At 34.9% G+C, this 21,101-nt stretch carries 20 protein-coding genes; 17 read left to right on the plus strand and 3 right to left on the minus strand.

The features are described 5' to 3' along the window. The first annotated feature begins 89 nt into the window (after window positions 1-89). The 6 genes from CC92_RS0113555 (at window position 90) to CC92_RS0113580 (ending at window position 6,217) form a co-directional block, all read left to right on the plus strand. Window positions 90-362: a DUF1292 domain-containing protein gene (locus CC92_RS0113555; protein ID WP_029504690.1), complete on the plus strand. Its 273-nt coding sequence runs from the start codon at window positions 90-92 to the stop codon at window positions 360-362. Between the two features lie 560 nt (window positions 363-922). Further along, window positions 923-1,402, plus strand: a complete 480-nt coding sequence (locus CC92_RS0113560; protein ID WP_029504691.1) for a Fur family transcriptional regulator — start codon at window positions 923-925, stop codon at window positions 1,400-1,402. 115 nt (window positions 1,403-1,517) lie between these two features. Further along, the gene (locus CC92_RS0113565) at window positions 1,518-3,317 is read left to right on the plus strand and encodes a ribonuclease J (protein WP_420323184.1); all 1,800 of its coding nucleotides are present in this window, start codon (window positions 1,518-1,520) and stop codon (window positions 3,315-3,317) included. Between the two features lie 24 nt (window positions 3,318-3,341). Further along, window positions 3,342-3,797 (plus strand): endolytic transglycosylase MltG, encoded by a 456-nt coding sequence (locus tag CC92_RS0113570; RefSeq protein WP_029504693.1) that lies wholly within the window; start codon window positions 3,342-3,344, stop codon window positions 3,795-3,797. A gap of 216 nt (window positions 3,798-4,013) precedes the next feature. Next, window positions 4,014-4,733 (plus strand): O-methyltransferase, encoded by a 720-nt coding sequence (locus tag CC92_RS0113575; protein WP_029504694.1) that lies wholly within the window; start codon window positions 4,014-4,016, stop codon window positions 4,731-4,733. A 203-nt stretch (window positions 4,734-4,936) separates the two neighbouring features. Continuing rightward, window positions 4,937-6,217: a peptidase U32 family protein gene (locus tag CC92_RS0113580; RefSeq protein WP_031420409.1), complete on the plus strand. Its 1,281-nt coding sequence runs from the start codon at window positions 4,937-4,939 to the stop codon at window positions 6,215-6,217. 122 nt (window positions 6,218-6,339) lie between these two features. Here the strand turns inward: CC92_RS0113580 and sigK are convergent, their stop codons facing one another. Then, window positions 6,340-6,963 (minus strand): RNA polymerase sporulation sigma factor SigK, encoded by a 624-nt coding sequence (sigK, locus tag CC92_RS0113585; protein ID WP_029504696.1) that lies wholly within the window; start codon window positions 6,961-6,963, stop codon window positions 6,340-6,342. A gap of 165 nt (window positions 6,964-7,128) precedes the next feature. Here sigK and CC92_RS0113590 point away from each other — a divergent pair, with 165 nt between their 5' ends. The 7 genes from CC92_RS0113590 to lepB all read left to right on the plus strand — a co-directional run bounded on the left by CC92_RS0113590 (window position 7,129) and on the right by lepB (window position 12,797). Beyond that, window positions 7,129-8,409 (plus strand): M23 family metallopeptidase, encoded by a 1,281-nt coding sequence (locus CC92_RS0113590; protein WP_029504697.1) that lies wholly within the window; start codon window positions 7,129-7,131, stop codon window positions 8,407-8,409. 104 nt (window positions 8,410-8,513) lie between these two features. Beyond that, window positions 8,514-9,107, plus strand: a complete 594-nt coding sequence (locus tag CC92_RS21750) for a DUF3793 family protein (RefSeq protein WP_051650877.1) — start codon at window positions 8,514-8,516, stop codon at window positions 9,105-9,107. A gap of 53 nt (window positions 9,108-9,160) precedes the next feature. Further along, complete coding sequence (locus CC92_RS0113600; RefSeq protein WP_029504699.1) at window positions 9,161-9,931, plus strand: dihydroorotate dehydrogenase electron transfer subunit; 771 nt, start codon at window positions 9,161-9,163, stop codon at window positions 9,929-9,931. A 52-nt stretch (window positions 9,932-9,983) separates the two neighbouring features. Beyond that, window positions 9,984-10,886 carry a dihydroorotate dehydrogenase gene (locus CC92_RS0113605; protein ID WP_029504700.1) on the plus strand — a complete coding sequence of 301 codons (903 nt, stop codon included), beginning with the start codon at window positions 9,984-9,986 and terminating at the stop codon, window positions 10,884-10,886. Between the two features lie 156 nt (window positions 10,887-11,042). Beyond that, window positions 11,043-11,720 (plus strand): orotate phosphoribosyltransferase, encoded by a 678-nt coding sequence (pyrE, locus tag CC92_RS0113610; protein ID WP_029504701.1) that lies wholly within the window; start codon window positions 11,043-11,045, stop codon window positions 11,718-11,720. Window positions 11,721-11,951: 231 nt separating this feature from the next. Further along, a complete protein-coding gene (locus CC92_RS22800) occupies window positions 11,952-12,101 on the plus strand; it encodes a hypothetical protein (protein ID WP_029504702.1) in 150 nt (49 codons plus the stop codon). Between the two features lie 117 nt (window positions 12,102-12,218). Then, window positions 12,219-12,797 (plus strand): signal peptidase I, encoded by a 579-nt coding sequence (gene lepB, locus CC92_RS0113620; protein WP_029504703.1) that lies wholly within the window; start codon window positions 12,219-12,221, stop codon window positions 12,795-12,797. A gap of 115 nt (window positions 12,798-12,912) precedes the next feature. On the opposite strand, the gene CC92_RS21755 is transcribed toward lepB, so the two are convergent. After that, window positions 12,913-13,443 carry a hypothetical protein gene (locus CC92_RS21755; protein WP_029504704.1) on the minus strand — a complete coding sequence of 177 codons (531 nt, stop codon included), beginning with the start codon at window positions 13,441-13,443 and terminating at the stop codon, window positions 12,913-12,915. A gap of 306 nt (window positions 13,444-13,749) precedes the next feature. On the opposite strand from CC92_RS21755, the gene CC92_RS0113630 reads away from it, so the two are divergent. Continuing rightward, window positions 13,750-15,444, plus strand: a complete 1,695-nt coding sequence (locus tag CC92_RS0113630; protein WP_029504705.1) for a SpoIID/LytB domain-containing protein — start codon at window positions 13,750-13,752, stop codon at window positions 15,442-15,444. An 88-nt stretch (window positions 15,445-15,532) separates the two neighbouring features. Continuing rightward, complete coding sequence (queA, locus tag CC92_RS0113635; protein ID WP_029504706.1) at window positions 15,533-16,612, plus strand: tRNA preQ1(34) S-adenosylmethionine ribosyltransferase-isomerase QueA; 1,080 nt, start codon at window positions 15,533-15,535, stop codon at window positions 16,610-16,612. A gap of 319 nt (window positions 16,613-16,931) precedes the next feature. Here the strand turns inward: queA and CC92_RS0113640 are convergent, their stop codons facing one another. After that, window positions 16,932-17,501 carry a hypothetical protein gene (locus CC92_RS0113640; protein WP_029504707.1) on the minus strand — a complete coding sequence of 190 codons (570 nt, stop codon included), beginning with the start codon at window positions 17,499-17,501 and terminating at the stop codon, window positions 16,932-16,934. Between the two features lie 439 nt (window positions 17,502-17,940). On the opposite strand from CC92_RS0113640, the gene CC92_RS0113650 reads away from it, so the two are divergent. Together CC92_RS0113650 and CC92_RS0113660 are read left to right on the plus strand one after the other, a co-directional pair. Beyond that, complete coding sequence (locus CC92_RS0113650; protein WP_029504708.1) at window positions 17,941-18,990, plus strand: LacI family DNA-binding transcriptional regulator; 1,050 nt, start codon at window positions 17,941-17,943, stop codon at window positions 18,988-18,990. 541 nt (window positions 18,991-19,531) lie between these two features. After that, a complete protein-coding gene (locus CC92_RS0113660) occupies window positions 19,532-21,070 on the plus strand; it encodes a glycosyl hydrolase (protein ID WP_029504709.1) in 1,539 nt (512 codons plus the stop codon). Window positions 21,071-21,101: the final 31 nt, after the last annotated feature.

A 21,101-nucleotide genomic window follows, 5' to 3' on the forward strand; every position in this document is an offset into this window, starting at 1 on the left:
TCTTTAGGTGATATAATAGGTGCTTATTAGGAATAGTAAGCAAGGAAATATTACTAGTGAATCTATTATAAGAGAGGATTTTATTGCAAATGGAAGATAATAGAAAAGTAAGCTTCTTTACTGAGGACAATGAGGAAGTAATCTTTTACGTTCTGGAACAAACAAAATTAAATGGTACAGAGTATTTATTAGTAACAGAGGATATCAACGCTGAAGAAGCGGATGCATATATTCTAAAAGATGTATCAGAAGAGGAAAGTTTGGATGCAGTGTATGATATGGTGGAAGACGACAACGAATTAGAAGCTATTGCAGCAGTTTTCGAGGAATTATTAGAAGATACAGATATCGTAACAGAATAAGCTTTATATTTGTATCATTAAGGTTTCTGTATGAAACTAGGTAGCAGCTACCATTGCTTGTTATGTAACAAGATATAGACGAGTTTGTATCACAATACGATTGCAATATCAAATGCGATTGTATTGTCATTAATCTATAAATAACAGGAGTATAATGTCATTATAGTGAACTTTTTCACGATATAATATAATTGACAAATTATATTATATCGTGTTTTATAAAATCAAGTATGGTTGGACAATATTGGAACTTTACAATCGAAAAATACGAACTAAATTATAAAAATAAAGAATAAATGAGTATAAAATAAATAAATCAAGTAAAACAAATAGGAAACTAATAATTACAGATAATATATAAATAATAAAGCTTAAAATTATATTATTCTGCTTATAATTATAAAAGTGATAACTAGTTAAAATTATATAACAGATAGTATAAAAATATAGAAAAATAATTAAATTAAATCGAAACAATCAGTAAAGTTAAAGTAACAGATAGAATGAAATTCACGTAAGCAAACGTAACATTGGAATGAGCAAGAGAAGTAGGTGATGGAATGACAGATATGCAGGAAAACTTTAAATCCTTACTCAAACAAAATGGGTTAAAGGTAACAACACAACGTATCGCAATCCTAGAGGTGTTAAGTAATCGACCGGATGAACACCTGACGGCTGAGGATATCTATGATTGTGTAAAAAATATGTATCCTGATATTGGGTTAGCCACAGTATATCGTACCATACAGGTATTATCAGAGTTAAAGCTTATTGATAAACTTAATTTGAATGATGGATATGTGAGGTATGAAATAGGGAAAGGCAGTATGGAGACTTCTGTACACCACCATCACCATTTAATTTGTGTGAATTGTGGGCAAGTATTTACATTTCAAGATGATTTATTAGAGAATTTGGAGCAAAAAATAGAGGCTACCATGGATTTTCAAGTGGTAAATCATGAAGTAAAATTATTTGGTATTTGCAGTGCATGCAAGAGTTTTGCAGAAAAAGATGCAAAAAATCAAAAAGAATAAATATGTCCACTTCCAAACGTTTGCCCTACGAAATTACATATAAAATTTTGGAGGTGCAATTTTGAAAGGAAAAGAAAATAGTAAAGAAAACAACCTTGAAAGCAAAAATAGCCAGATGGATGCAGGAGGCGCGAATCGCAGAAATAATAACCTGGATCGTAGCAATCGTATGAGGAGAAAGCCGAGACCTTTTAAGGTAGAGCGTGCTGCGAATAATAATAAAGTGGAACTTACCGTTCCGGTGGAGACACCAGAACCAGATGCGAAACCAGCCGTTAAGATTATACCACTCGGTGGGCTAGAGCAAATTGGTATGAATATTACCGCATTTGAGTATCAAGATAGTATCATAGTCGTTGACTGTGGATTAGCGTTTCCAGAAGATGAGATGCTTGGAATTGATCTTGTAATTCCTGATATTACTTATCTAAAGGATAATATCCAAAAAGTAAAAGGATTTGTTATTACGCATGGTCATGAGGATCACATCGGTTCTTTACCATATGTAATCAAAGATATTAATGTTCCAATCTATGGAACGAAACTTACGTTAGGAATTATCGAAAATAAATTAAAAGAACACAACTTATTGAAATCTACGAAACGTAAAGTAATCAAGTATGGACAATCCATAAACTTAGGATGCTTCCGTATTGAGTTTATTCGTACCAATCATAGTATTGCAGATGCAGCAGCGTTAGCAATCTATTCACCGGCAGGTATCATAGTCCATACCGGTGACTTTAAAGTGGATTATACTCCTGTTTTTGGAGAGACCATAGATTTACAGAAATTTGGTGAGCTTGGTAAAAAAGGTGTGCTTGCACTCATGTGCGACAGTACCAATGTTATGCGTCCGGGATATACTATGTCAGAACGCACCGTTGGAAAAACCTTTGATAATATATTTGCAGAGAATTCAAAACACCGTATCATTGTTGCAACATTTGCTTCTAATGTAGATCGTGTTCAGCAGATTATTAACTCTGCAGTGAAATATAACCGTAAGGTAGTCATTGAAGGCAGAAGTATGGTGAATATTATCTCTACTGCCACAGAACTTGGCTATATTACAGTTCCTGACAATGTTTTGATTGACATTGAACAGATGAAGAACTACACTGATGATCAGTTAGTATTGATTACAACTGGAAGTCAGGGTGAAGCTATGGCGGCGTTATCTCGTATGGCAGCTTCCATTCACCGTAAGATCTCAATTACACCTGGAGATACCGTTATATTTAGTTCAACACCAATTCCAGGCAATGAGAAGAATGTTTCAAAGATTATCAATGAACTTTCCATGAAGGGTGCAAAGGTAATTTTTCAAGATACCCATGTATCTGGTCATGCTTGTCAGGAAGAGATAAAACTTATCTATGCTTTGACAAAACCAAAATTTGCGATCCCAGTGCACGGCGAATTCCGTCATTTGAAATGTCATGCGGAATTGGCTCAAGATATGGGTGTAAAGAAAGATAATGTAGTGATTTTATCTTCTGGTGATGTATTATCTTTATCCGAAGATAGAGCGAAGATTGTAGATCATATTCCATCACAGGGCATCTTAGTGGATGGTCTTGGTGTAGGTGATGTAGGCAATATTGTTCTTCGTGACAGACAACATTTATCTGAAAATGGTCTAATTATAGTTGTTGTAACGCTTGAAAAATTCAGTAATCAAGTATTATCCGGACCAGATATCGTTTCTAGAGGTTTTGTATACGTCAGAGAGTCAGAGAATCTGATGGAGGAAGCAAGAACTGTAGTATGCGATGCCCTTGATAAATGTCTAAATAAAAATATGACTGACTGGGGCAAGATTAAAAATGAAATTAAAGATTCTCTCAGCGACTACTTATGGAAAAAGATGAAGAGAAATCCGATGATTCTTCCAATCATCATGGAGGTATAGTAAGAGAGAGTTTGGAGGCTTAAGATGGCGAAATCCGATAGTACCAAAGTTGCATTAAAAATCACAAGTGCAGTACTAAGAGTATTCTTAAATATCTTATTTTATATTGCGATTATATTAGTCATAATTCAGGCTGTAAAAATCACATATAATTTTTCTTATCAGCTTTTCGGTTCTGTATCTGTTGAAGCAGAGCCAGGAATCGATACAGAATTTCAGATTGCAAAAGGTGAGTCTACTATGGATGTCGCTAGAAAATTAGAAGCTGGTAATCTCATTGTCAATAAGTATTCTTTTTACTTAAAGACAAAGTTTAAAGAGTATAACATCTATCCAGGAACTTTTATCCTAAACACTTCAATGGATTATGATGAAATATTAGATGTTATCACGGATTATAAGAATTCGATAGTAGAAGTAGAGGAAGAAGGAAAAAAAGAAGATACAAAAACTTCTCCAAATAGCAACGCAATACCGTAAGTTAGAAACAAGATAGGAAATACTGAATGGACTATTGATTGTCTTTATTATAGGGCTACCGTAGCCGTTGTTGAAATGTTTATCCTTTCAAGCGGCTACGAGAGTCCTTTCTTGCTGTGTAGGAGAGTTATTCACTCTCTGCGCGTTTTAATATGTGAGGAAAAGACTTGCATATTAAATTTATAATATATTGAAAATTATGAGTTGGAGGAAATCATGAAAATCGTGGACGAACATATTACCGCATATATCAATTCGTTAGAATTAGAGCTGCCCCAGTATTTAAGAACATTGGAAAAAGAAGCATTAGAAAATGCAGTACCAATTATTCGAAAAGAGGCACAAGCGGTACTTAAATTTTTTCTCGCTATGAAACAACCCAAACAAATACTTGAGGTTGGTACTGCGGTCGGATTTTCTTGTTCTCTGCTTAGTGAATATATGCCTGAGGATTGTCATATTACTACTATAGAAAAGGTGCCAATGAGAATTACGGAAGCAAAGAAAAATTTAGCAAAAGCAAGAAGAGCTTCCGATATTTCACTCGTAATGGGAGATGCAATAGATGCACTCAAAGTTTTAAATAAAACAGCTACTTTAGAAGAAGTATCACTTTTTAACCCTTCTGGAAAGAAGCAAGAGCTAGGTGAGCTTACAGACTGTTATGATTTTATCTTTATGGATGCTGCAAAGGGGCAATACATGAATTTTCTCCCTGAGATTATGAAATTACTTCCGGTTAATGGATTATTTATAACAGATAATGTTCTTCAAGAAGGTAGTATTGCAAAATCAAAGTATAGCATCACGAGAAGAGATCGAACGATTCATACAAGAATGCGAGAGTATTTATATGAATTGACTCATAGGGACGATTTAACAACGATGATTCTTCCAGTCGGAGATGGAATGTCAGTTAGTACAAGGATACGGTAGTGTGAAAAGAAATTCTAAGTCAGTAAAATACACTGACTAAGAATTTCTAATTTCACACAGAAGTTTGTGCCTGCGTAATCCTAGGCACAAACTTCCAGCCTACTAATAGGCATGTTAAAGAGTGAAAGATCAGTTTTACAAACTTGAAATATGCAAAATGAGCGCAAATATAAGGATATTTTAATAAAATACAGGAGGAAACTATGTTTCGTAGAGAAAAACCAGAATTATTAATTCCAGCAAGCAACTTAGAGGTTTTAAAAACAGCGATTATCTATGGTGCAGATGCTGTTTACATTGGTGGTGAGATGTACGGATTACGTGCAAAGGCAAAAAACTTTTCCTTAGAAGATATGAAAAAAGGAATAGAGTTTGCACACCAGTTTGGTAAAAAAGTTTATGTTACAGCAAATATAACAGCTCATAACCGTGATTTAAAAGGTGTAGAAGAGTATTTTCGAGAATTAAAAGAAATAAAGCCAGATGCGCTAATTATCTCAGACCCAGGTGTCTTTGATATAGCAAAAGAGATAGTACCAGAAATTGAGCTTCATATTAGCACGCAGGCAAACAGTACAAATTATCGTACCTACCAGTTCTGGCATAAACAAGGAGCAGCTCGTGTAGTTTCAGCACGTGAATTATCCTTAGAAGAACTAGGTCAGTTACGTGCTAACATTCCAGAGGACTTAGAGATTGAAACCTTCGTTCATGGCGCAATGTGTATTTCTTATTCAGGACGTTGTCTTTTAAGTAATTACTTTACTGGAAGAGATGCAAATCTAGGGGCTTGCACACATCCTTGTCGTTGGAAATATCATGTCGTAGAAGAGACAAGACCTGGCGAATATATGCCTGTATTTGAAAATGATCGTGGAACATATATCTTTAATTCCAAAGATCTTTGCATGATTGAATATATTCCAGAACTAGTAGCAGCAGGTATTGATAGTTTCAAAATTGAAGGTCGTATGAAAACTGCACTATACGTTGCTACTGTTGCTAGAACATATCGTAAAGCAATCGATGATTTTTATGAATCACTTGATAAATATCTTGAGAATATGGAGTACTATAAGGCAGAGATTGGTAAGTGTACGTATCGCCAGTTTACAACAGGATTCTTCTTCCAAAAGCCAGACTCTAATACTCAAATATATGACAACAATGTTTATGTAAAAGAGTATACTTATTTAGGAATTGTTTCTTCTCATAACGCAGAAGGAGCAAGTGAGATGGAACAGAGAAATAAGTTTAGTGTTGGCGATATGGTCGAGATCATGAAACCAAATGGTGAGAATATTACTACAAAAGTTCTTAAAATAACGGATGAGGATGGAAATGAGATGGAAAGTTGTCCACATCCAAAACAAAAGATATTTGTTACTTTTGATAAAGAAACTACACAATATGATTTGATACGTGTTCAAGAGAAATCTGATAATTCGAATCAGGATTGTGGATGTACTTCTTGTAACGAATAAAAAAGAAAGGGAAGGCGAAAATCGAATGATTTTCACCTTCTCTTTCTTTTGATCCACTACTTTGAGGCTTTATATGCCTCATTTTTAAGGAGGGGGTATGTTAGTTTCTTGCAAGCTTTTTTTTAACCTTCGAATAAATCCTTCAGCTTTTTTAAGGCTTTCTTTTCGATACGGCTAACATAACTACGACTTATTCCTAATTTATCTGCAATTTCTCTTTGCGTGATTTCTTTCTCTCCACTTAGGCCATACCTCATGACAATGATTTCTCGCTCTCTTTCATTCAAGGCACTGTTTAAAAACGTATAAAGCCGTTTTATATTTTCTTGAATTTCGAAGATATCTACAATATCTTCATCAGTGCTTTCAATGACATCTAAAAGATTTATTTCATTTCCCTCTTTGTCAGAGCCGATAGGTTCATAAAGATATACTTCCCGTGCCTGTTTTTTACCACTACGAAGCATCATTAATAATTCGTTGTCTATACAACGAGAGGCATAGGTAGCAAGTCGAATACCTTTATTGGCATCAAAGGTATCGATGGACTTAATTAGCCCAATCGTGCCTATGGAAATTAAGTCGTCGGTTTCTCGATCCGGCGTGTTATACTTCTTAACAATGTGCGCAACTAAACGAAGGTTACGTTCAATTAAAGTATCTCTCGCAACCTTGTTTCCTGCTTTACATTGAAGTAACATCTCGTTTTCTTCCTTGGCGCTTAGCGGTTTCGGAAACGACTTCAAGCGGGCACCTCAACGCTTTGGTTTATTACTACTTTATGTCTTGTGGACAGTTTGCGTGCCTTTCCACCTTTAAAATTTCTTGATAATTATAACTTTTTATCATCGAATAAAGACAAGCATTAGTACATAAAATGTTATCAATACGGTAGGAGAAGTAAGACATTCATGAAGACGTTTTATCGAAAATTCAAACTTAGAAAACCTATTCGATTACAGTGGTTTCGAAAAAAAGGGAATATCATAATATGTTTAGAAATATTAACAATACTTATCCTTTGTTTTACATTTTTATGGGATAAAAAATCAACGAATCAATCAATTGAAGTAGCGATAAATTCTGCGACTGATAAAAAATATATTAAGTGGGTGGAATTTAATGCAACATATGAAGCTCTCGATAAAGCATATCATTATGATATTGATACTCATAACAAAGAAATTGAACTTCATTTTGTAGAATTATTATCGTTCTTAGGTGCGAAATATGGTGGAGACTTCAAAAAATATAGAGCAAAGGACATGGACCAGCTCGCGAATAAATTATTGTCAGGGAAAGAAACAATCGATAGTCTTACGAAAGACATGAAGTATTATCCTTATTATTATGAGGCCTATGAAGCGGTTCTAGGAGGTCTTATTGGAGAATATGAGATTGAAGTGTATGAGTCAAGCAAGCAAACAAATGGAAAAGAAATAACAGCAGCACCTATGAAAACTCCAACAAGTACACCGTTAGAAACGCCAACACCAACTGAAGCGCCTGAGAAGGTATGGGAAAAACGGTATGGTTTAAAAGGCTTTTCTCCAATAGCAAAAAATTATTATTATTATGATTATGATGATTTTGGTGCTTCCAGAAGCTATGGCTATAAGAGAGTTCATCTCGGTCATGACATGATGGGGCAAGTAGGTTCTCCGATTATTGCAGTAGAATCTGGTTACATAGAAGCGATAGGTTGGAATCAATATGGTGGATGGAGGATTGGAATTCGAAGTTTTGATGGTAAGCGTTATTATTATTATGCTCACATGCGTAAGAATTTTCCATATAACAAAGAATTAAAGGTAGGAAGTGTTGTATCCGCAGGTGATGTTATTGGTTATCTTGGAAGAACGGGTTATAGTACAACAGAAAATACAAATAATATTACTACCTCACATCTACATTTTGGATTACAGTTGATTTTCGATGAATCACAAAAAGAGGGAAACAATGAGATATGGGTAGATACGTATGCATTAACTAAGTTTCTATACCGAAATCGTTCGGAGACCTATAAAGACTCAGAAACAAAAGAATACCACAGAATTTTTTCAATGAAAGATCCAGCAGTGGAACAGTATAAAAATAGCTTAAATAAAGAAGAATTGAAAGAAAGTGATCCTTATGAAAATTCTGAGGAAAAAGATATGCCAAATGATGGTGTTATTAAAGAGTACGATTAGCGAATTTGGAAGAAATGTATTGAGTGAAATGAAATTATATAGTGGGAACTTACAGTTATGATACTGGTAGTAAGTTAATTTAATAAAAGAAAGGGTTTACTAAGATGAAAGTATTAGCAAGATACGGTTCTAGTAATATTAAAAAGTTAAATCATATGTTTCTTGGGCTGCTACTGCCATGTGCACCAGTAATAATGCATTGCAGAGCAGCCTGTAGTTTAACTGCAACTCATAAAACAAAAGCCCATTTAGAAGTGTTTAGTTGTTTTCTTCATCTAATTCTTTGCAATCAGCTATTAATTCATCCATTATTCTCAACAGAAGATTTTACCGTTTATCTTATCTATCAAGAGGACATGCTGTTTAAGAAAGTAAATGATAGAAATGCAAGGATATTATTAGATAAATATGATTATCCCCATGACAGTCTTACGGAAATGATTGATAGATTATCTATTAGGCTAGAAATGTATTTTTTTGAGGAGAAAGCGTTTCCACACGAGCTTGGAGTATTTCTTGGTTATCCGATCGAAGATATTTTAGCTTTTATGAAAGAAGGTGGTAAAAATTCATTAATTACCGGATACTGGAAGGTTTACTCAGAGGTAGAGGATGCGATCGAATTATTTTCTAGTTTTGATCTTGCAAAGGAAGAAGTTTACCAGTGGTATCTAAGAAATCAAAGGTTGCGTTTTTAAAACTTATCGTATACAATGTTAAGGATATCATTTGGAAAGGCTTGGTGTGATACATGGCGGAAATTAAAAAAACAAAAGCTGTCATTACGGAGAATGTAAAACTCTGTGATGGGATCTACAGTATATGGTTAAAGGAAGAATCTATTGCAAAGGCTTCTAAACCTGGTCAATTTCTTTCTATTTACTGTAAGGAGGGAAGTCGTTTACTTCCACGTCCAATTAGTATCTGTGAAATCAATGAAGAAAAAACCATGTTACGAATTGTTTTTCGTATTGCAGGTGCAGGAACGAATGAACTAGCAGAAGCAAAAAAAATGGACGAAATTGAAATAATGGGGCCGCTAGGTAATGGCTTTTTCCTTGAAAATACATCTAATTCTATCTTAATTGGTGGTGGCATTGGAATTCCTCCAATGTTGGAACTCGCAAAAAATCTCCCAGGAAAAAAACAAATAGTACTTGGATATCGTTCCGAAACATTCTTAGTGGATGAATTTAAGTCTTATGGTGAAGTAATCATAGCTACCGAGGATGGTAGTGTTGGTACAAAAGGAAATGTCATCGATGCAATGCGTGAGCATGGGATTGTAGATGGTATGATTTTTGCATGTGGTCCAACGCCTATGCTTCGTGGAGTTAAAAACTATGCGAGTGAACATAATTTGATAGCTCAATTATCCATGGAAGAACGTATGGCCTGTGGAATTGGTGCTTGTCTTGCTTGTGTATGCAAATCGAAGGATAAGGATCATCATAGCAATGTCAATAATAAAAGAGTCTGTAAAGAAGGACCAGTTTTCTATGCAGATGAAATAGAAATTTAAACTAAGACAAACTATGAAAAACGTAAATATCACGCATAGGAATGGAGGAAGTATGAATACAAAAGTTACAATTGCAGGAGTTACGTTTAAGAATCCGGTTACAACAGCGTCCGGAACTTTTGGTTCGGGAATGGAATACAGTGAATTTGTTGATTTAAACCGTCTCGGAGCAGTAACAACTAAAGGAGTTTCTAGTGTACCTTGGACGGGAAATCCAGTGCCTAGAATTGCAGAAACCTATGGCGGAATGTTAAATGCAATCGGATTACAAAATCCTGGTGTAGAGATGTTTGTGGAAAGAGATTTAGCATTTTTAAAGCAGTATGATACTAAGGTTATTGTTAATGTCTGCGGTAAGTCCGTTAAGGAATATGTCGAAGTGGTAGAACGATTGTCTGAAGAGGCAGTGGACTTACTAGAACTTAATATTTCTTGCCCGAATGTAAAAGAAGGTTGTATTGCTTTTGGACAAGATCCTAAGATGATTGCTATGATAATGGACGAGATAAAGAGACATTCAAAACAGCCAGTCATTGTAAAGCTTAGTCCTAATGTAACAGACATTACAGAGATGGCGAAGGCAGCAGAAGCTGGTGGTGCAGATGCTCTTTCTTTAATCAATACTCTTACTGGTATGAAAATTGATATAAATCGCAGAGCTTTTGCACTTGCAAATAAGACAGGCGGTATGTCAGGACCAGCAGTAAAGCCAATTGCAGTTCGTATGGTGTATCAGGTTGCAAATGCAGTTAAGCTTCCTCTCATCGGTATGGGTGGAATTCAAAACGCGGAAGATGCTCTTGAATTTATCATGGCAGGAGCATCGGTTGTAGCAGTTGGTACTGCTAATTTTGTCAATCCATATGCTACGATCGAAGTAATTGAGGGAATAGAAAGCTACATGAAGAAGAATCAAATAAGTGACATCAATGATTTGATCGGGTGTGTGAAATAAGGTTAATGAACTATATTTTTGCTTGTATTAAACTATATTAATCCTACTTTTAAGAAGACAGGATTAATTAAGAATGATACAGAATAAATTTTACATGAATGATTTTTTTAGAATAGTACCAATAATTATTACAAGGAAAATATAAAGGAGAATACTATGGAACAGTACAAAAAAGAGTTTATTGAATTTATGGTTGATTGTGGAGTACTTAAATTTGGTGATTTTACAACGAAAAGTGGTAGAAAGACCCCTTTCTTTGTCAACACTGGTTTTTACAGAACTGGTGCTCAATTAAGAAAGCTTGGAGAGTACTATGCAAAGGCGATTCATGATGCATACGGACTTGATTTTGATGTACTTTTTGGACCTGCCTACAAAGGAATACCTTTGAGTGTTGCAACTGCAATGTCAATCAGTGAGCATTTTGATAAAGATGTGAAATACTGTTCTAATCGTAAAGAAGTAAAGGATCATGGTGATACTGGTATCCTTCTTGGAAGCCCGATTCATGATGGTGACAAAGTTGTTATTATTGAGGATGTAACTACTGCGGGAACTTCAATTGGTGAAACTATGCCAATTCTTTTTGCACAGGGAAAAGTTGACGTGGTAGGTTTGGTAGTATCTGTGGACCGTATGGAACGTGGAAAAGGTAGCAAAAGTGCTCTAAAAGAGATAGAAGAAACCTATGGTATTAAGACAACAGCGATAGTGACAATGAAAGAAGTAGTTGAACATTTATATGGGAAGCCTTATAATGGAAAAGTAGTGATCGATGATCAATTGAAACAGGCAATTGATGCTTATTATGAGCAGTACGGAGTAGAGGCGTAATCTTACTTGATTTTATTTTGCGTATTTTTACGTACTCAGAAGTTGTAAAGCGATATAGGTTTGCAAACTTCTTTGTTGAAAGGCTTGTCTCTATCACTTAGGCTCACTAAGATAACTATGCCTGTAAGAACATAGGTAAGGTTGAGAATTTCTGTTTTCAGCCAGCAAATTGTGCCTGTGCACAAAGTTGCATTGTTAATAAAAGGCGTTTATGCCAGAAACGAGGTTAGCATGGAGAAAGTATATAAAACAATGAATTCAGCCGGTATCAGTAGTCTTGTAGTTGGAATTTGCGTGACAGTCATTGGTTGTGTAACTGGTGCATTTTTGATTACAACTGGAGCACGTTTACTTAGCAGAAAAAAAGAAATATTATTCTAAAATAGGTGGGGATGTCACAAGTTTTTGCGACTCCCCATTAAAAAATAAGGAAATAGCTTATTAAAAGGATGAACGTAACTTACTTAATATAGATTCCACTTGAAATGAGGTGTTGTCATGGCGAAAAATCCACCAGAATTAGAAAAGAAAGAATTAACAGCCGAGGAAAAACGTAAGAAAGTACGTAACGAGATTATTAGTTGGATTTTAATCATTGCAGCTGGTTTTATTATGGCGCTTATTGTAAATAAATATGTGATTATTAAGGTGGAGATACCTACCTGTTCCATGGAGAATACTATAATGACGGATGACCGTCTGATTGGTAATAGGCTGTCTTATATGATTTCAAAGCCGAAACGTGGAGATATCGTAATATTTAAGTGGCCAGATGATCGATCTCAAAATTACATCAAACGTATCATTGGATTGCCGAATGAAACTGTGACAATTAAAGATGGTAAAGTTTACATTAACCATTCGGAAACTCCATTAGAAGAAGCTTATCTAAAAGAGCCTATGGAACAAGAAGAAGAGATGGAATTTTTAGTTCCTGAAGGTTGTTATTTTATGATGGGTGACAATAGAAATCTATCCGATGATGCGAGATACTGGGAATCAAAGTATGTTCCGCTTGATGATATCATCGGAAAACCTTTATTCCGATATTCACCATCCTTTGGTTTTGTAAAATAGTATGATAAAAAAGAGCCTCATTTCTCAAAATAGAAATGCAGCTCTTTTTTTAAAATTAAGGTTATACTTGAACTTATACTTAATATTTATTATACGTGTTCATTTTATTGACAGTCTATTTCAGCAAAGAGTTATATAAACTAACGCTTGGAATCATTGTAATATATGGTGCTGTAATAATTGCTAAATAAATCGATAGACGATTTATCTGAGATTTGTTTAGGTTTGTTTTCTTAAAGGAGAAAAACCTATTCATGATGTAAGAAATAAAAGCTGAAAATGCAACAACAACTATAATAAAAATAGCAGAAGTAAGATGTGAGAATGGATTTGTAGCTAATGGCGTTGTAAGATTTTCTAATAGCCATTCCCCTTTTGGCATTGTTTCAGAGATAAATTGGGTAGCAAACAATATTCCGCATGTGATTGGATATCCAATGAAACCATATAATGTATTCCAAATTATCGTCTTTTTCCATACGGAGGAGACATCTTCATGTTCCATATATTTTAGTCCACCCAGAAGTACAAAACTTGCTAAAATAAATTGAGTTGCAATTAAAAATATCCAAGTATTTGGCATTAATAATAAAAACCAGATTGGATAAAGTGCAGTAACATCATAAAGTTTTACATATTTTTTCATAAATTACTCCATTTCTGTGTGTATTAAGTTTTGTGCTGAGGACAGTGTACACAAAACGTTGGATTTCTTACTATTTCCTAAGTATTTTGTGTGTAGATCAGGATTATGTCAAAGCTTATAGACATAAATCTTAGGTAATATTACTTTCCCCTAATAAGAAATACTACAAAATAAAAAAATCCCAGCCTAAATTCAACATATAGTTACTATTATAATGAAAAAAGTAAATTATACAACAGCTAAGGTAGATTTTTTATAAAAAAACTATTATAATACATAACAGATTGTGAAGTTAGGAGTAGAGGAATGACAATAAGAAGAAGTAGGAGATGTTCCTATCAATATGGTAGTTTATCATGTTTTGGATTTTTCCTTATAATTATATGTATTTCAATACTACCAAGTGGTTATGTATCTGCTCAGAGTTTATGGAGCAATCAAGTTCTTTCCTCTGTACCACTTGTCTCAAATAAAAAAGAAATGACAGATATTCGAGTTGGGCTTCATGAAAAGTATGAAGGAAAATCGTCAATTAAAATTCAAACTACAGAAATAGCGCTTGGATATTGTATTGAGGATAAATATCGTTCTGAAGTTAGCTTTCAATCAAAGAATGGATTTACTTTTCAGCCAGCAAAGGGAAATTATTATGTATTATCCAAACTCTTTTCTACTTATGAGGATGCGAAAAAAACTGCGGATAAAATCGCTGAACTGGGAGTACCAGCGATACCAACTGTAATCTATCGAAACCACTACCGTGTGTATATTGGTGGGGAAATGAGTAGTTCAGATTTTTCTGCGATGTATCAAAAAGTAAAAGGCAAGTTCGGTTATACCTATCTTGGACCAGTAAAAAATAATAAGCATAGGGTTAAGATGTCTGGCGATGGTGTGGAGCTCTTAATGGATGGTGGAATTGAGAATGCATATCCTCAGATAAAGCCGATTGCTAGAAATAGTAAAAATGTTGCTTTACTTGATTTGGGTGAGCGTTCCTATCGGGGGAGAATAGAAATCGGTTGCTATGGAAAGCTTACCTTAACAGCAATCAATGTAATTAATATAGAATCCTATCTGCTTGGCGTTGTTCCTTGTGAGATGGTTAGCAGCTGGCCTTTAGAAGCATTAAAGGCACAAGCTGTTTGTGCTAGAAGTTATGCCCTAACGCAAACTGGTTATACCGCTGATTCGAATGCAAAAAATCCTTATAGCATAGAGGATACTCAAATAAGCCAAGTATACCGTGGCTATGAATATGAGACAAAGCAGGCTACGGCTGCAGTCGCTGCAACCCAAGGAGAAGTAGTAAAATACAAGGGAAAAATGATAACTTCTTATTATTCTTCTACCAGTGGGGGAAGAACAGAATCCTCGGAAGATGTATGGGGAAGGAAACTTCCTTATTTGCGAAGTGTTATCGATCAGTATGAGAAAATCCCAGAGAAGGGTCCTTGGATCAAAGTTTTTACAAAGGCTGATATTCAAGCCATACTTGAGGAAAATGGAAAAAGTGTGGGGACAATTAAAAAGATCTCTCCAAGCATTTTAACAGCTTCAAATCGTGTTTATTCCTTAAAAGTTACCGGAGCAAAAGGTAGCACTTTAATCAGTACGAATAGTATACGTAGTATGTTTTCGCTTCCAAGTACCAAGTTTAAAATTATCAATTATCAGGATAAGCCGGATGTTGTTACGGTAAAAGGCAGTCAAGGTAGTAAAACAAAAGCATTAAAAGATAGCTATGTCATAAGTGCTAATAATAAAGTGAGTTCACTAGATTCGATAAAGGAACAATATATCGTAAGAAGCGCGGATAACTTAACTAATTTCATAAAGAATGCACCGTATAATTCTAATACTTATTACTTTGCGGGTATGGGTTTTGGACATGGTGTAGGGATGAGTCAGTCTGGTGCAAGAGGAATGGCATTGGAAGGATTTCGCTATACAGATATCATTTCTTTTTATTATGAGGGATGTAAGGTAGAGCAATATTAATAAGTAAAGAATAAGGTAGAAAACATTAGAATGATTCTATACTTAGCAATTTTATTAGCGTACAAGATATGCAGGAATGGAGAACATCATGAAAAAACAAGATTTTTATTTTGATTTACCAGAAGAGTTGATTGCACAAGATCCTTTGGAGGACCGATCAGGCTCTAGACTTTTGGTTTTAGATAAAAAAAGTGGTAAGGTTACACATCATATTTTCAAGGAGATTGTAAAATATCTAAAAAAGGGTGATTGCCTTGTAGTAAATAATACGAAGGTTATTCCAGCAAGGCTCATGGGAGAGAGAATCATTGAGAAGGTGCCTTTGGCTCCGGGGCATAGCTATGGTAAAGAAGGGACTCCAATTGAACTTTTGCTTTTAAAAAGGGGAGCAGACGATGTTTGGGAAACTTTAGTTCGCCCTGGTAAAAAAGCTAAAGTTGGTACAAAGGTTAGTTTTGGTGGCGGTAAGTTGATTGGTGAAATTATTGATGTGCTTGAAGAAGGTAATCGCCTTGTGAAGTTTACCTATCAAGGTATTTTTGAAGAAATCTTAGATGAACTCGGACAGATGCCACTTCCTCCCTATATTACTCATGAATTAGCGGATAAAAATAGATATCAGACAGTTTATGCAAAGCACGAAGGCTCTGCAGCTGCCCCTACTGCTGGACTTCACTTTACGAAGGAACTTTTGAAGCAAATTGAAGATATGGGAGTAATCATTGCAAATGTAACTCTTCATGTTGGACTTGGAACTTTCCGCCCAGTAAAGGAAGATGATATCTTAGATCACCATATGCATTCCGAAGTTTACCAAGTAGAAGAGAGCGAAGCAAAAAAAATCAATGATGCCAAACGAGCAGGTGGGAGGATCATTTGCGTTGGAACAACTAGTTGTAGAACAATTGAATCCGCTGCTGATGAAGATGGATATGTACAAGCCAAAAGTGGGGCTACAGAAATCTTTATCTATCCTGGATACCAGTTTAAAGTTATGAATTGCTTAATTACAAATTTTCATCTACCTGAATCCACTTTATTAATGTTAGTATCTGCTCTTTCGAGTAGAGAACATATCATAGCGGCCTATGAGGAAGCTGTGAAAGAGAAATATCGATTCTTCTCTTTTGGGGATGCTATGTTTATTACGGATGATATTATGGAATAGGATATAAAAAACGTGACTTCTTTTATTATATGAATTAAGTCACGTTTTTTCATACTCCAAATTATTATTTACTAGCTGCATAAATAGATTCAAATGATACTTTTAATTAAATCTACAATTGTAGAATGTTAAGACTACTTATGTAGAACTGAGAAATCATTATAGAAATAATATTTAATAACATACTATTACGAAATTAAACTACTAATCTTGCTAAATTTAACAGATTTTTAATTATGGGATCATAAGTATCAACCTTATACCAATATCTTTCCATTGTAATAGTTATTGGAATTCACAAAAATTACCTCATGATAGATTATGACTTTGCCTTTATACGTGCGCTTACTGGAACTGTAATTATTTTCTTAAGTGGATTCCATACAATTACAGATATGCTAAAGTCTATCATACTATGAATAATGGTACCTACTCCAACAAGCCCAAGCACTGATAGGAGATAACCTTTTTCGTAATATAATCCTGTTACACTATCACCCCAATAAAAGAAGGTGACTACAATTACTTCGCATATTGCGTGTACAATCGATAAGAGAAAGGCGAATAATGTTGCACTTGATTTCTTTTGCAATATATCGCTATTCTTCTTCAGTAGGAATGCGCCGATAGAAGCAAAGATTAAGTGTGTTAATGCTCTCAGTACAACAATGAGTGGAAAGCCAGCAAAGAAAAATCCCATACTGGTGATCAATGCTACGGAGATTGCAACGATCGGAGATATAAACATTGCAATAATAATAGGAACATGGCTTGCTAATGTAAAGGAAGCTGGTTCTAGAACAATCTTTGGTGCAAACATTGGGATAACGATCCCAATCGCACACAAAAGAGCTGAGATGGTAATTGTTTGAATCTTACTGTTTTTCATTGTTATGATACCTCGCTGTTGTTAATTTGAAGTATTCAGCTGACAAGACAGCTGTATACTGTTTATGATAATACAGGATACGTTATAAAATGTCAATGGGATTCTTATGATAATAGCAAGGGGCTTATCAACGCTTCTAATGATGCAAACATTTAGCAAAAGAGTACTTGACATGGTGCATCATTTTGATAAAGAAACAAATATATGCTAAATATGCTTGAAAAATTGCAATATATATAGTAAGATTTGTTATAGAAAGAATAGGAAAGATGAGAATTTTTATTACATGCACAAAATTGCATGTATATGCAAAAAAAAAGAAGGATTTCAAAAATATAACTCATCTGATATTAGCGTGGTTAGTATGTCGATATTCTGCCGGTCTTGATTACATATGGGACACCCTAACCATAGAACGTAAAATAGGGGATAAGATTGTATGAAGAAGGTAACAATTCAGGATGTTGCAAAAGAATTGAATCTGTCAAGAAATACGGTTGCAAGGGCTCTCAATAATTCTGATACCGTAGCATATGAAACTCGTTATCTTGTAATTAAGAAAGCGTGTGAACTAGGTTATCTAAAGTTAGCTCCTGCTGTATTGAATGAATTTAAACTAAAAACTAACATGACTGATTACAAGACGATCGTTGTTCTTGCTAGGCGTGAATTATGTGCATTTTGGAATAGTATTATCATGGGGATTTCTGATGAAGTAAATAAAAATGGCTGTAAGCTTAGGCTTAATTTTATCAGTGATGATGATGAGGAAAATCTAACATTGCCATTAGACTTTACAGAAAATGTAGATGCAGTTCTATTTATTGGTGTATTTACCTGCAAATATACCGATATGATTCTTAAAATGAAACTGCCAACGGTATTTTTAGATGAACCAGCGAATGGTTTTGGAAGTTATGGTTATAACGACGTAATTGTATGTGAAGGTAAAAACAGTATTCGCATGATTACGGAGCACTTAATTTCCCAAGGAATGAAGAAAATAGGATTTATCGGAGATGTCACATATTGTGAGTCAATAAAACAACGCTATGAAGGATTCCTTGATGGGATGCGTCTGGCAAATCTAACTGTTGATCCTGATATAGTTGCAGTATCCCATAAAGCAAATCGTTATTATAAGATAGAAGAAGTAGAAGCAACGATTAGCGCTTTCCCTTATATCCCAGAGGCTATTGTTTGTGCGAACGATGATATTGCTTTAGATACCATACGTTGCTTAAAGAAACGAGGATATCGTGTACCAGAGGATGTAGCAGTTACTGGCTTTGATAATGTAGAAGGGCTTACCCAGGTGGAGCCAATATTAACTACAGTAGCGGTAAGAAACCAAAAGGTTGGAAAACGACTTGTTCAGCAGCTTTTATGGAGAATGGAAAATCCGGATTTTCCACGTGAAATAATAAGTATTGAAACACAACCAATTATTCGAATGTCTTCGAAGCGCAATTTTGAAAATTTATCATAGTATGAGAATATAGTTTTGCAATGCAACTTGAAAACTAACCATAAACAGTACGTTAAAAAAACTGTTTATGGTTAGTTTTTTTATTCATGACAAGGATAAGTTCGCGAAGCGTGCTTTTTCTGGTTCTGTTGCATCTGTGGAAAAAAATCAAGGATTCTTTCTACTTTTACGTAAGGTTTTGATGTTTATTTTTAAAAATTGGTCGAATGATGCACAAATATAGAGCATAAATGCGCTACAAAATGCTTCATTTATAAAATAATGCATCATTAGGATAATAATGTACATTAAAAAAAATACATTAAAAAGATGTGGCTGTTATAAATTAATTGTACATATATTACAATATATACTTGTTTCTTAAAAATGCATGTGTTATAATGCATATATCAGAGATAATAAATGTAATATTTAACACAATTAAATGCACTATTAAGTGCAATATAGATGCATGGTAATAATAAAAGTGCGATTCCTAGTTCCTACATCAGATAAAAATAACCAAAATCGAACGATACATAACCGAAGGGATGATTTCAGTATGAGAAAGCAAAGCCTCTATCTAATGTGTTTACTGCTTGGTTTATCTGTCAGTGGATGCGCATCTTTTGATAAAACAGACGAAAGTAGCAAGGAAAGCGAAGTTGTGGTAAATACAGAAGCACCCACCGCTACACCAGTACCAACTATGATACCGATTGAATTGGAAGCGGAAGATGCTCTACTTAGTGGAAGTGTGAAAAAGGAAAGCAGCAAAAGTGGATATTCTGGAACAGGATATATCAGTGGTTTTGAAAATGACGGTGACTTCTGCGAATTTAAAGTTACCGTAGAAAAAGATGGTTTTTATGATTTAAATTTTATTAGTGCGGCCCTGGGCGGATACAAAGAAAATTATGTCACAGTAGATGGTGAAAGTATGGGGTTAGCAGTGACAGACAAAAACGCGTTCTCAGATTCGAAATTAGAAAGAATATATCTTACAAGTGGAGAACATAGCATTAAGCTATCAAAATACTGGGGGTGGGTTGTCGTGGATAAATTAGTAGTAACATCCGCCAAGGAACTTGATGCAAGTATCTATGAAGTTCCTGCAACATTAGTAAATCAAAATGCAAGCGAGCGTGCGAAGAGATTGATGAGTTATCTGACCGATATCTATGGAGAGAAGTTTTTATCTGGTCAATATAGTGATAAAGGAATGTATGGAATAGAAGTTTCTGCTCTTTGGAAAACAACAGGTGGTAAATTTCCGGCAGTTCTAGGTCTCGACCTAATCGAATATACACCATCGAGAGTTGAAAAAGGCAGCAGTTCCAAAGCAATTGATTATGCGATTGAGTTCGATGAAAAGGGTGGTATTGTCACATTTTGTTGGCACTGGAATGCACCAACGAAATATTTAACGGGAACTTGGTATCGTGGTTTTTATACAGAAGAAACAAACATAGATTTAGCTAAGATTATGAATGGTCAGGATGAAGAAGGATATCAATTATTAATGGATGATATTGATGCTATTGCAAAAGAGCTTCTGAAACTTCAAGAAGCTGATGTTCCGATTCTATGGAGACCGTTGCATGAAGCGAGCGGCGGATGGTTCTGGTGGGGAGCAAAAGGCGCGGAAGCTTACAAAAAATTGTACATATTATTATACGAGAAATTAACAAAGGAATATGGTTTAAATAATTTAATCTGGTTATGGAATGGTCAAGATAAGGAATGGTATCCAGGGGATGAATATGTAGATATCATCGGAGAGGATATTTATCCAGGAGAAAAGGTTTATACCTCTCAGGTCAATAAATATTTGGAAGCCTTGAATTATACGGAAGCAAAGAAGATGATTGTACTATCAGAAAACGGTTGTTTGTTTGATCCAGACTTAGCAATTCGTGATGGCGCTATGTGGGGATTCTTTGCTACTTGGGGTGGTGAATTTGTAACGAAATCTACGATGATTAACAAGCTGTCGGAACAATATACAGAGGAGTATATGGTGAAGAAGGTCTATGCCCATGATAGTGTTCTTACACTAGATGAACTTCCAGATTTAAAGAATTACCCGATTCATGAATAGACAGGAAATTATCAAAATGCATGAGATATTA

Source organism: Lachnoclostridium phytofermentans (assembly GCF_000733755.1).
Lineage (GTDB): Bacteria > Bacillota > Clostridia > Lachnospirales > Lachnospiraceae > Lachnoclostridium > Lachnoclostridium phytofermentans_A.

Excerpts from the sequence above, each read along its gene's own strand:
- CC92_RS0113605 (WP_029504700.1), top strand. The coding sequence starts at position 9,984 with ATGAATACAAAAGTTACAATTGCAGGAGTTACGTTTAAGAATCCGGTT.
- CC92_RS0113565 (WP_420323184.1), top strand. The coding sequence starts at position 1,518 with ATGGATGCAGGAGGCGCGAATCGCAGAAATAATAACCTGGATCGTAGC.
- queA (WP_029504706.1), top strand. The coding sequence starts at position 15,533 with ATGAAAAAACAAGATTTTTATTTTGATTTACCAGAAGAGTTGATTGCA.
- pyrE (WP_029504701.1), top strand. The coding sequence starts at position 11,043 with ATGGAACAGTACAAAAAAGAGTTTATTGAATTTATGGTTGATTGTGGA.
- CC92_RS22800 (WP_029504702.1), top strand. The coding sequence starts at position 11,952 with ATGGAGAAAGTATATAAAACAATGAATTCAGCCGGTATCAGTAGTCTT.
- CC92_RS0113640 (WP_029504707.1), bottom strand. The coding sequence starts at position 17,501 with ATGAAAAACAGTAAGATTCAAACAATTACCATCTCAGCTCTTTTGTGT.
- CC92_RS21750 (WP_051650877.1), top strand. The coding sequence starts at position 8,514 with ATGAAAGTATTAGCAAGATACGGTTCTAGTAATATTAAAAAGTTAAAT.
- CC92_RS0113650 (WP_029504708.1), top strand. The coding sequence starts at position 17,941 with ATGAAGAAGGTAACAATTCAGGATGTTGCAAAAGAATTGAATCTGTCA.
- CC92_RS0113570 (WP_029504693.1), top strand. The coding sequence starts at position 3,342 with ATGGCGAAATCCGATAGTACCAAAGTTGCATTAAAAATCACAAGTGCA.
- CC92_RS21755 (WP_029504704.1), bottom strand. The coding sequence starts at position 13,443 with ATGAAAAAATATGTAAAACTTTATGATGTTACTGCACTTTATCCAATC.
- CC92_RS0113590 (WP_029504697.1), top strand. The coding sequence starts at position 7,129 with ATGAAGACGTTTTATCGAAAATTCAAACTTAGAAAACCTATTCGATTA.
- CC92_RS0113575 (WP_029504694.1), top strand. The coding sequence starts at position 4,014 with ATGAAAATCGTGGACGAACATATTACCGCATATATCAATTCGTTAGAA.
- CC92_RS0113580 (WP_031420409.1), top strand. The coding sequence starts at position 4,937 with ATGTTTCGTAGAGAAAAACCAGAATTATTAATTCCAGCAAGCAACTTA.
- CC92_RS0113660 (WP_029504709.1), top strand. The coding sequence starts at position 19,532 with ATGAGAAAGCAAAGCCTCTATCTAATGTGTTTACTGCTTGGTTTATCT.
- CC92_RS0113555 (WP_029504690.1), top strand. The coding sequence starts at position 90 with ATGGAAGATAATAGAAAAGTAAGCTTCTTTACTGAGGACAATGAGGAA.
- lepB (WP_029504703.1), top strand. The coding sequence starts at position 12,219 with ATGGCGAAAAATCCACCAGAATTAGAAAAGAAAGAATTAACAGCCGAG.
- CC92_RS0113560 (WP_029504691.1), top strand. The coding sequence starts at position 923 with ATGACAGATATGCAGGAAAACTTTAAATCCTTACTCAAACAAAATGGG.
- CC92_RS0113630 (WP_029504705.1), top strand. The coding sequence starts at position 13,750 with ATGACAATAAGAAGAAGTAGGAGATGTTCCTATCAATATGGTAGTTTA.
- CC92_RS0113600 (WP_029504699.1), top strand. The coding sequence starts at position 9,161 with ATGGCGGAAATTAAAAAAACAAAAGCTGTCATTACGGAGAATGTAAAA.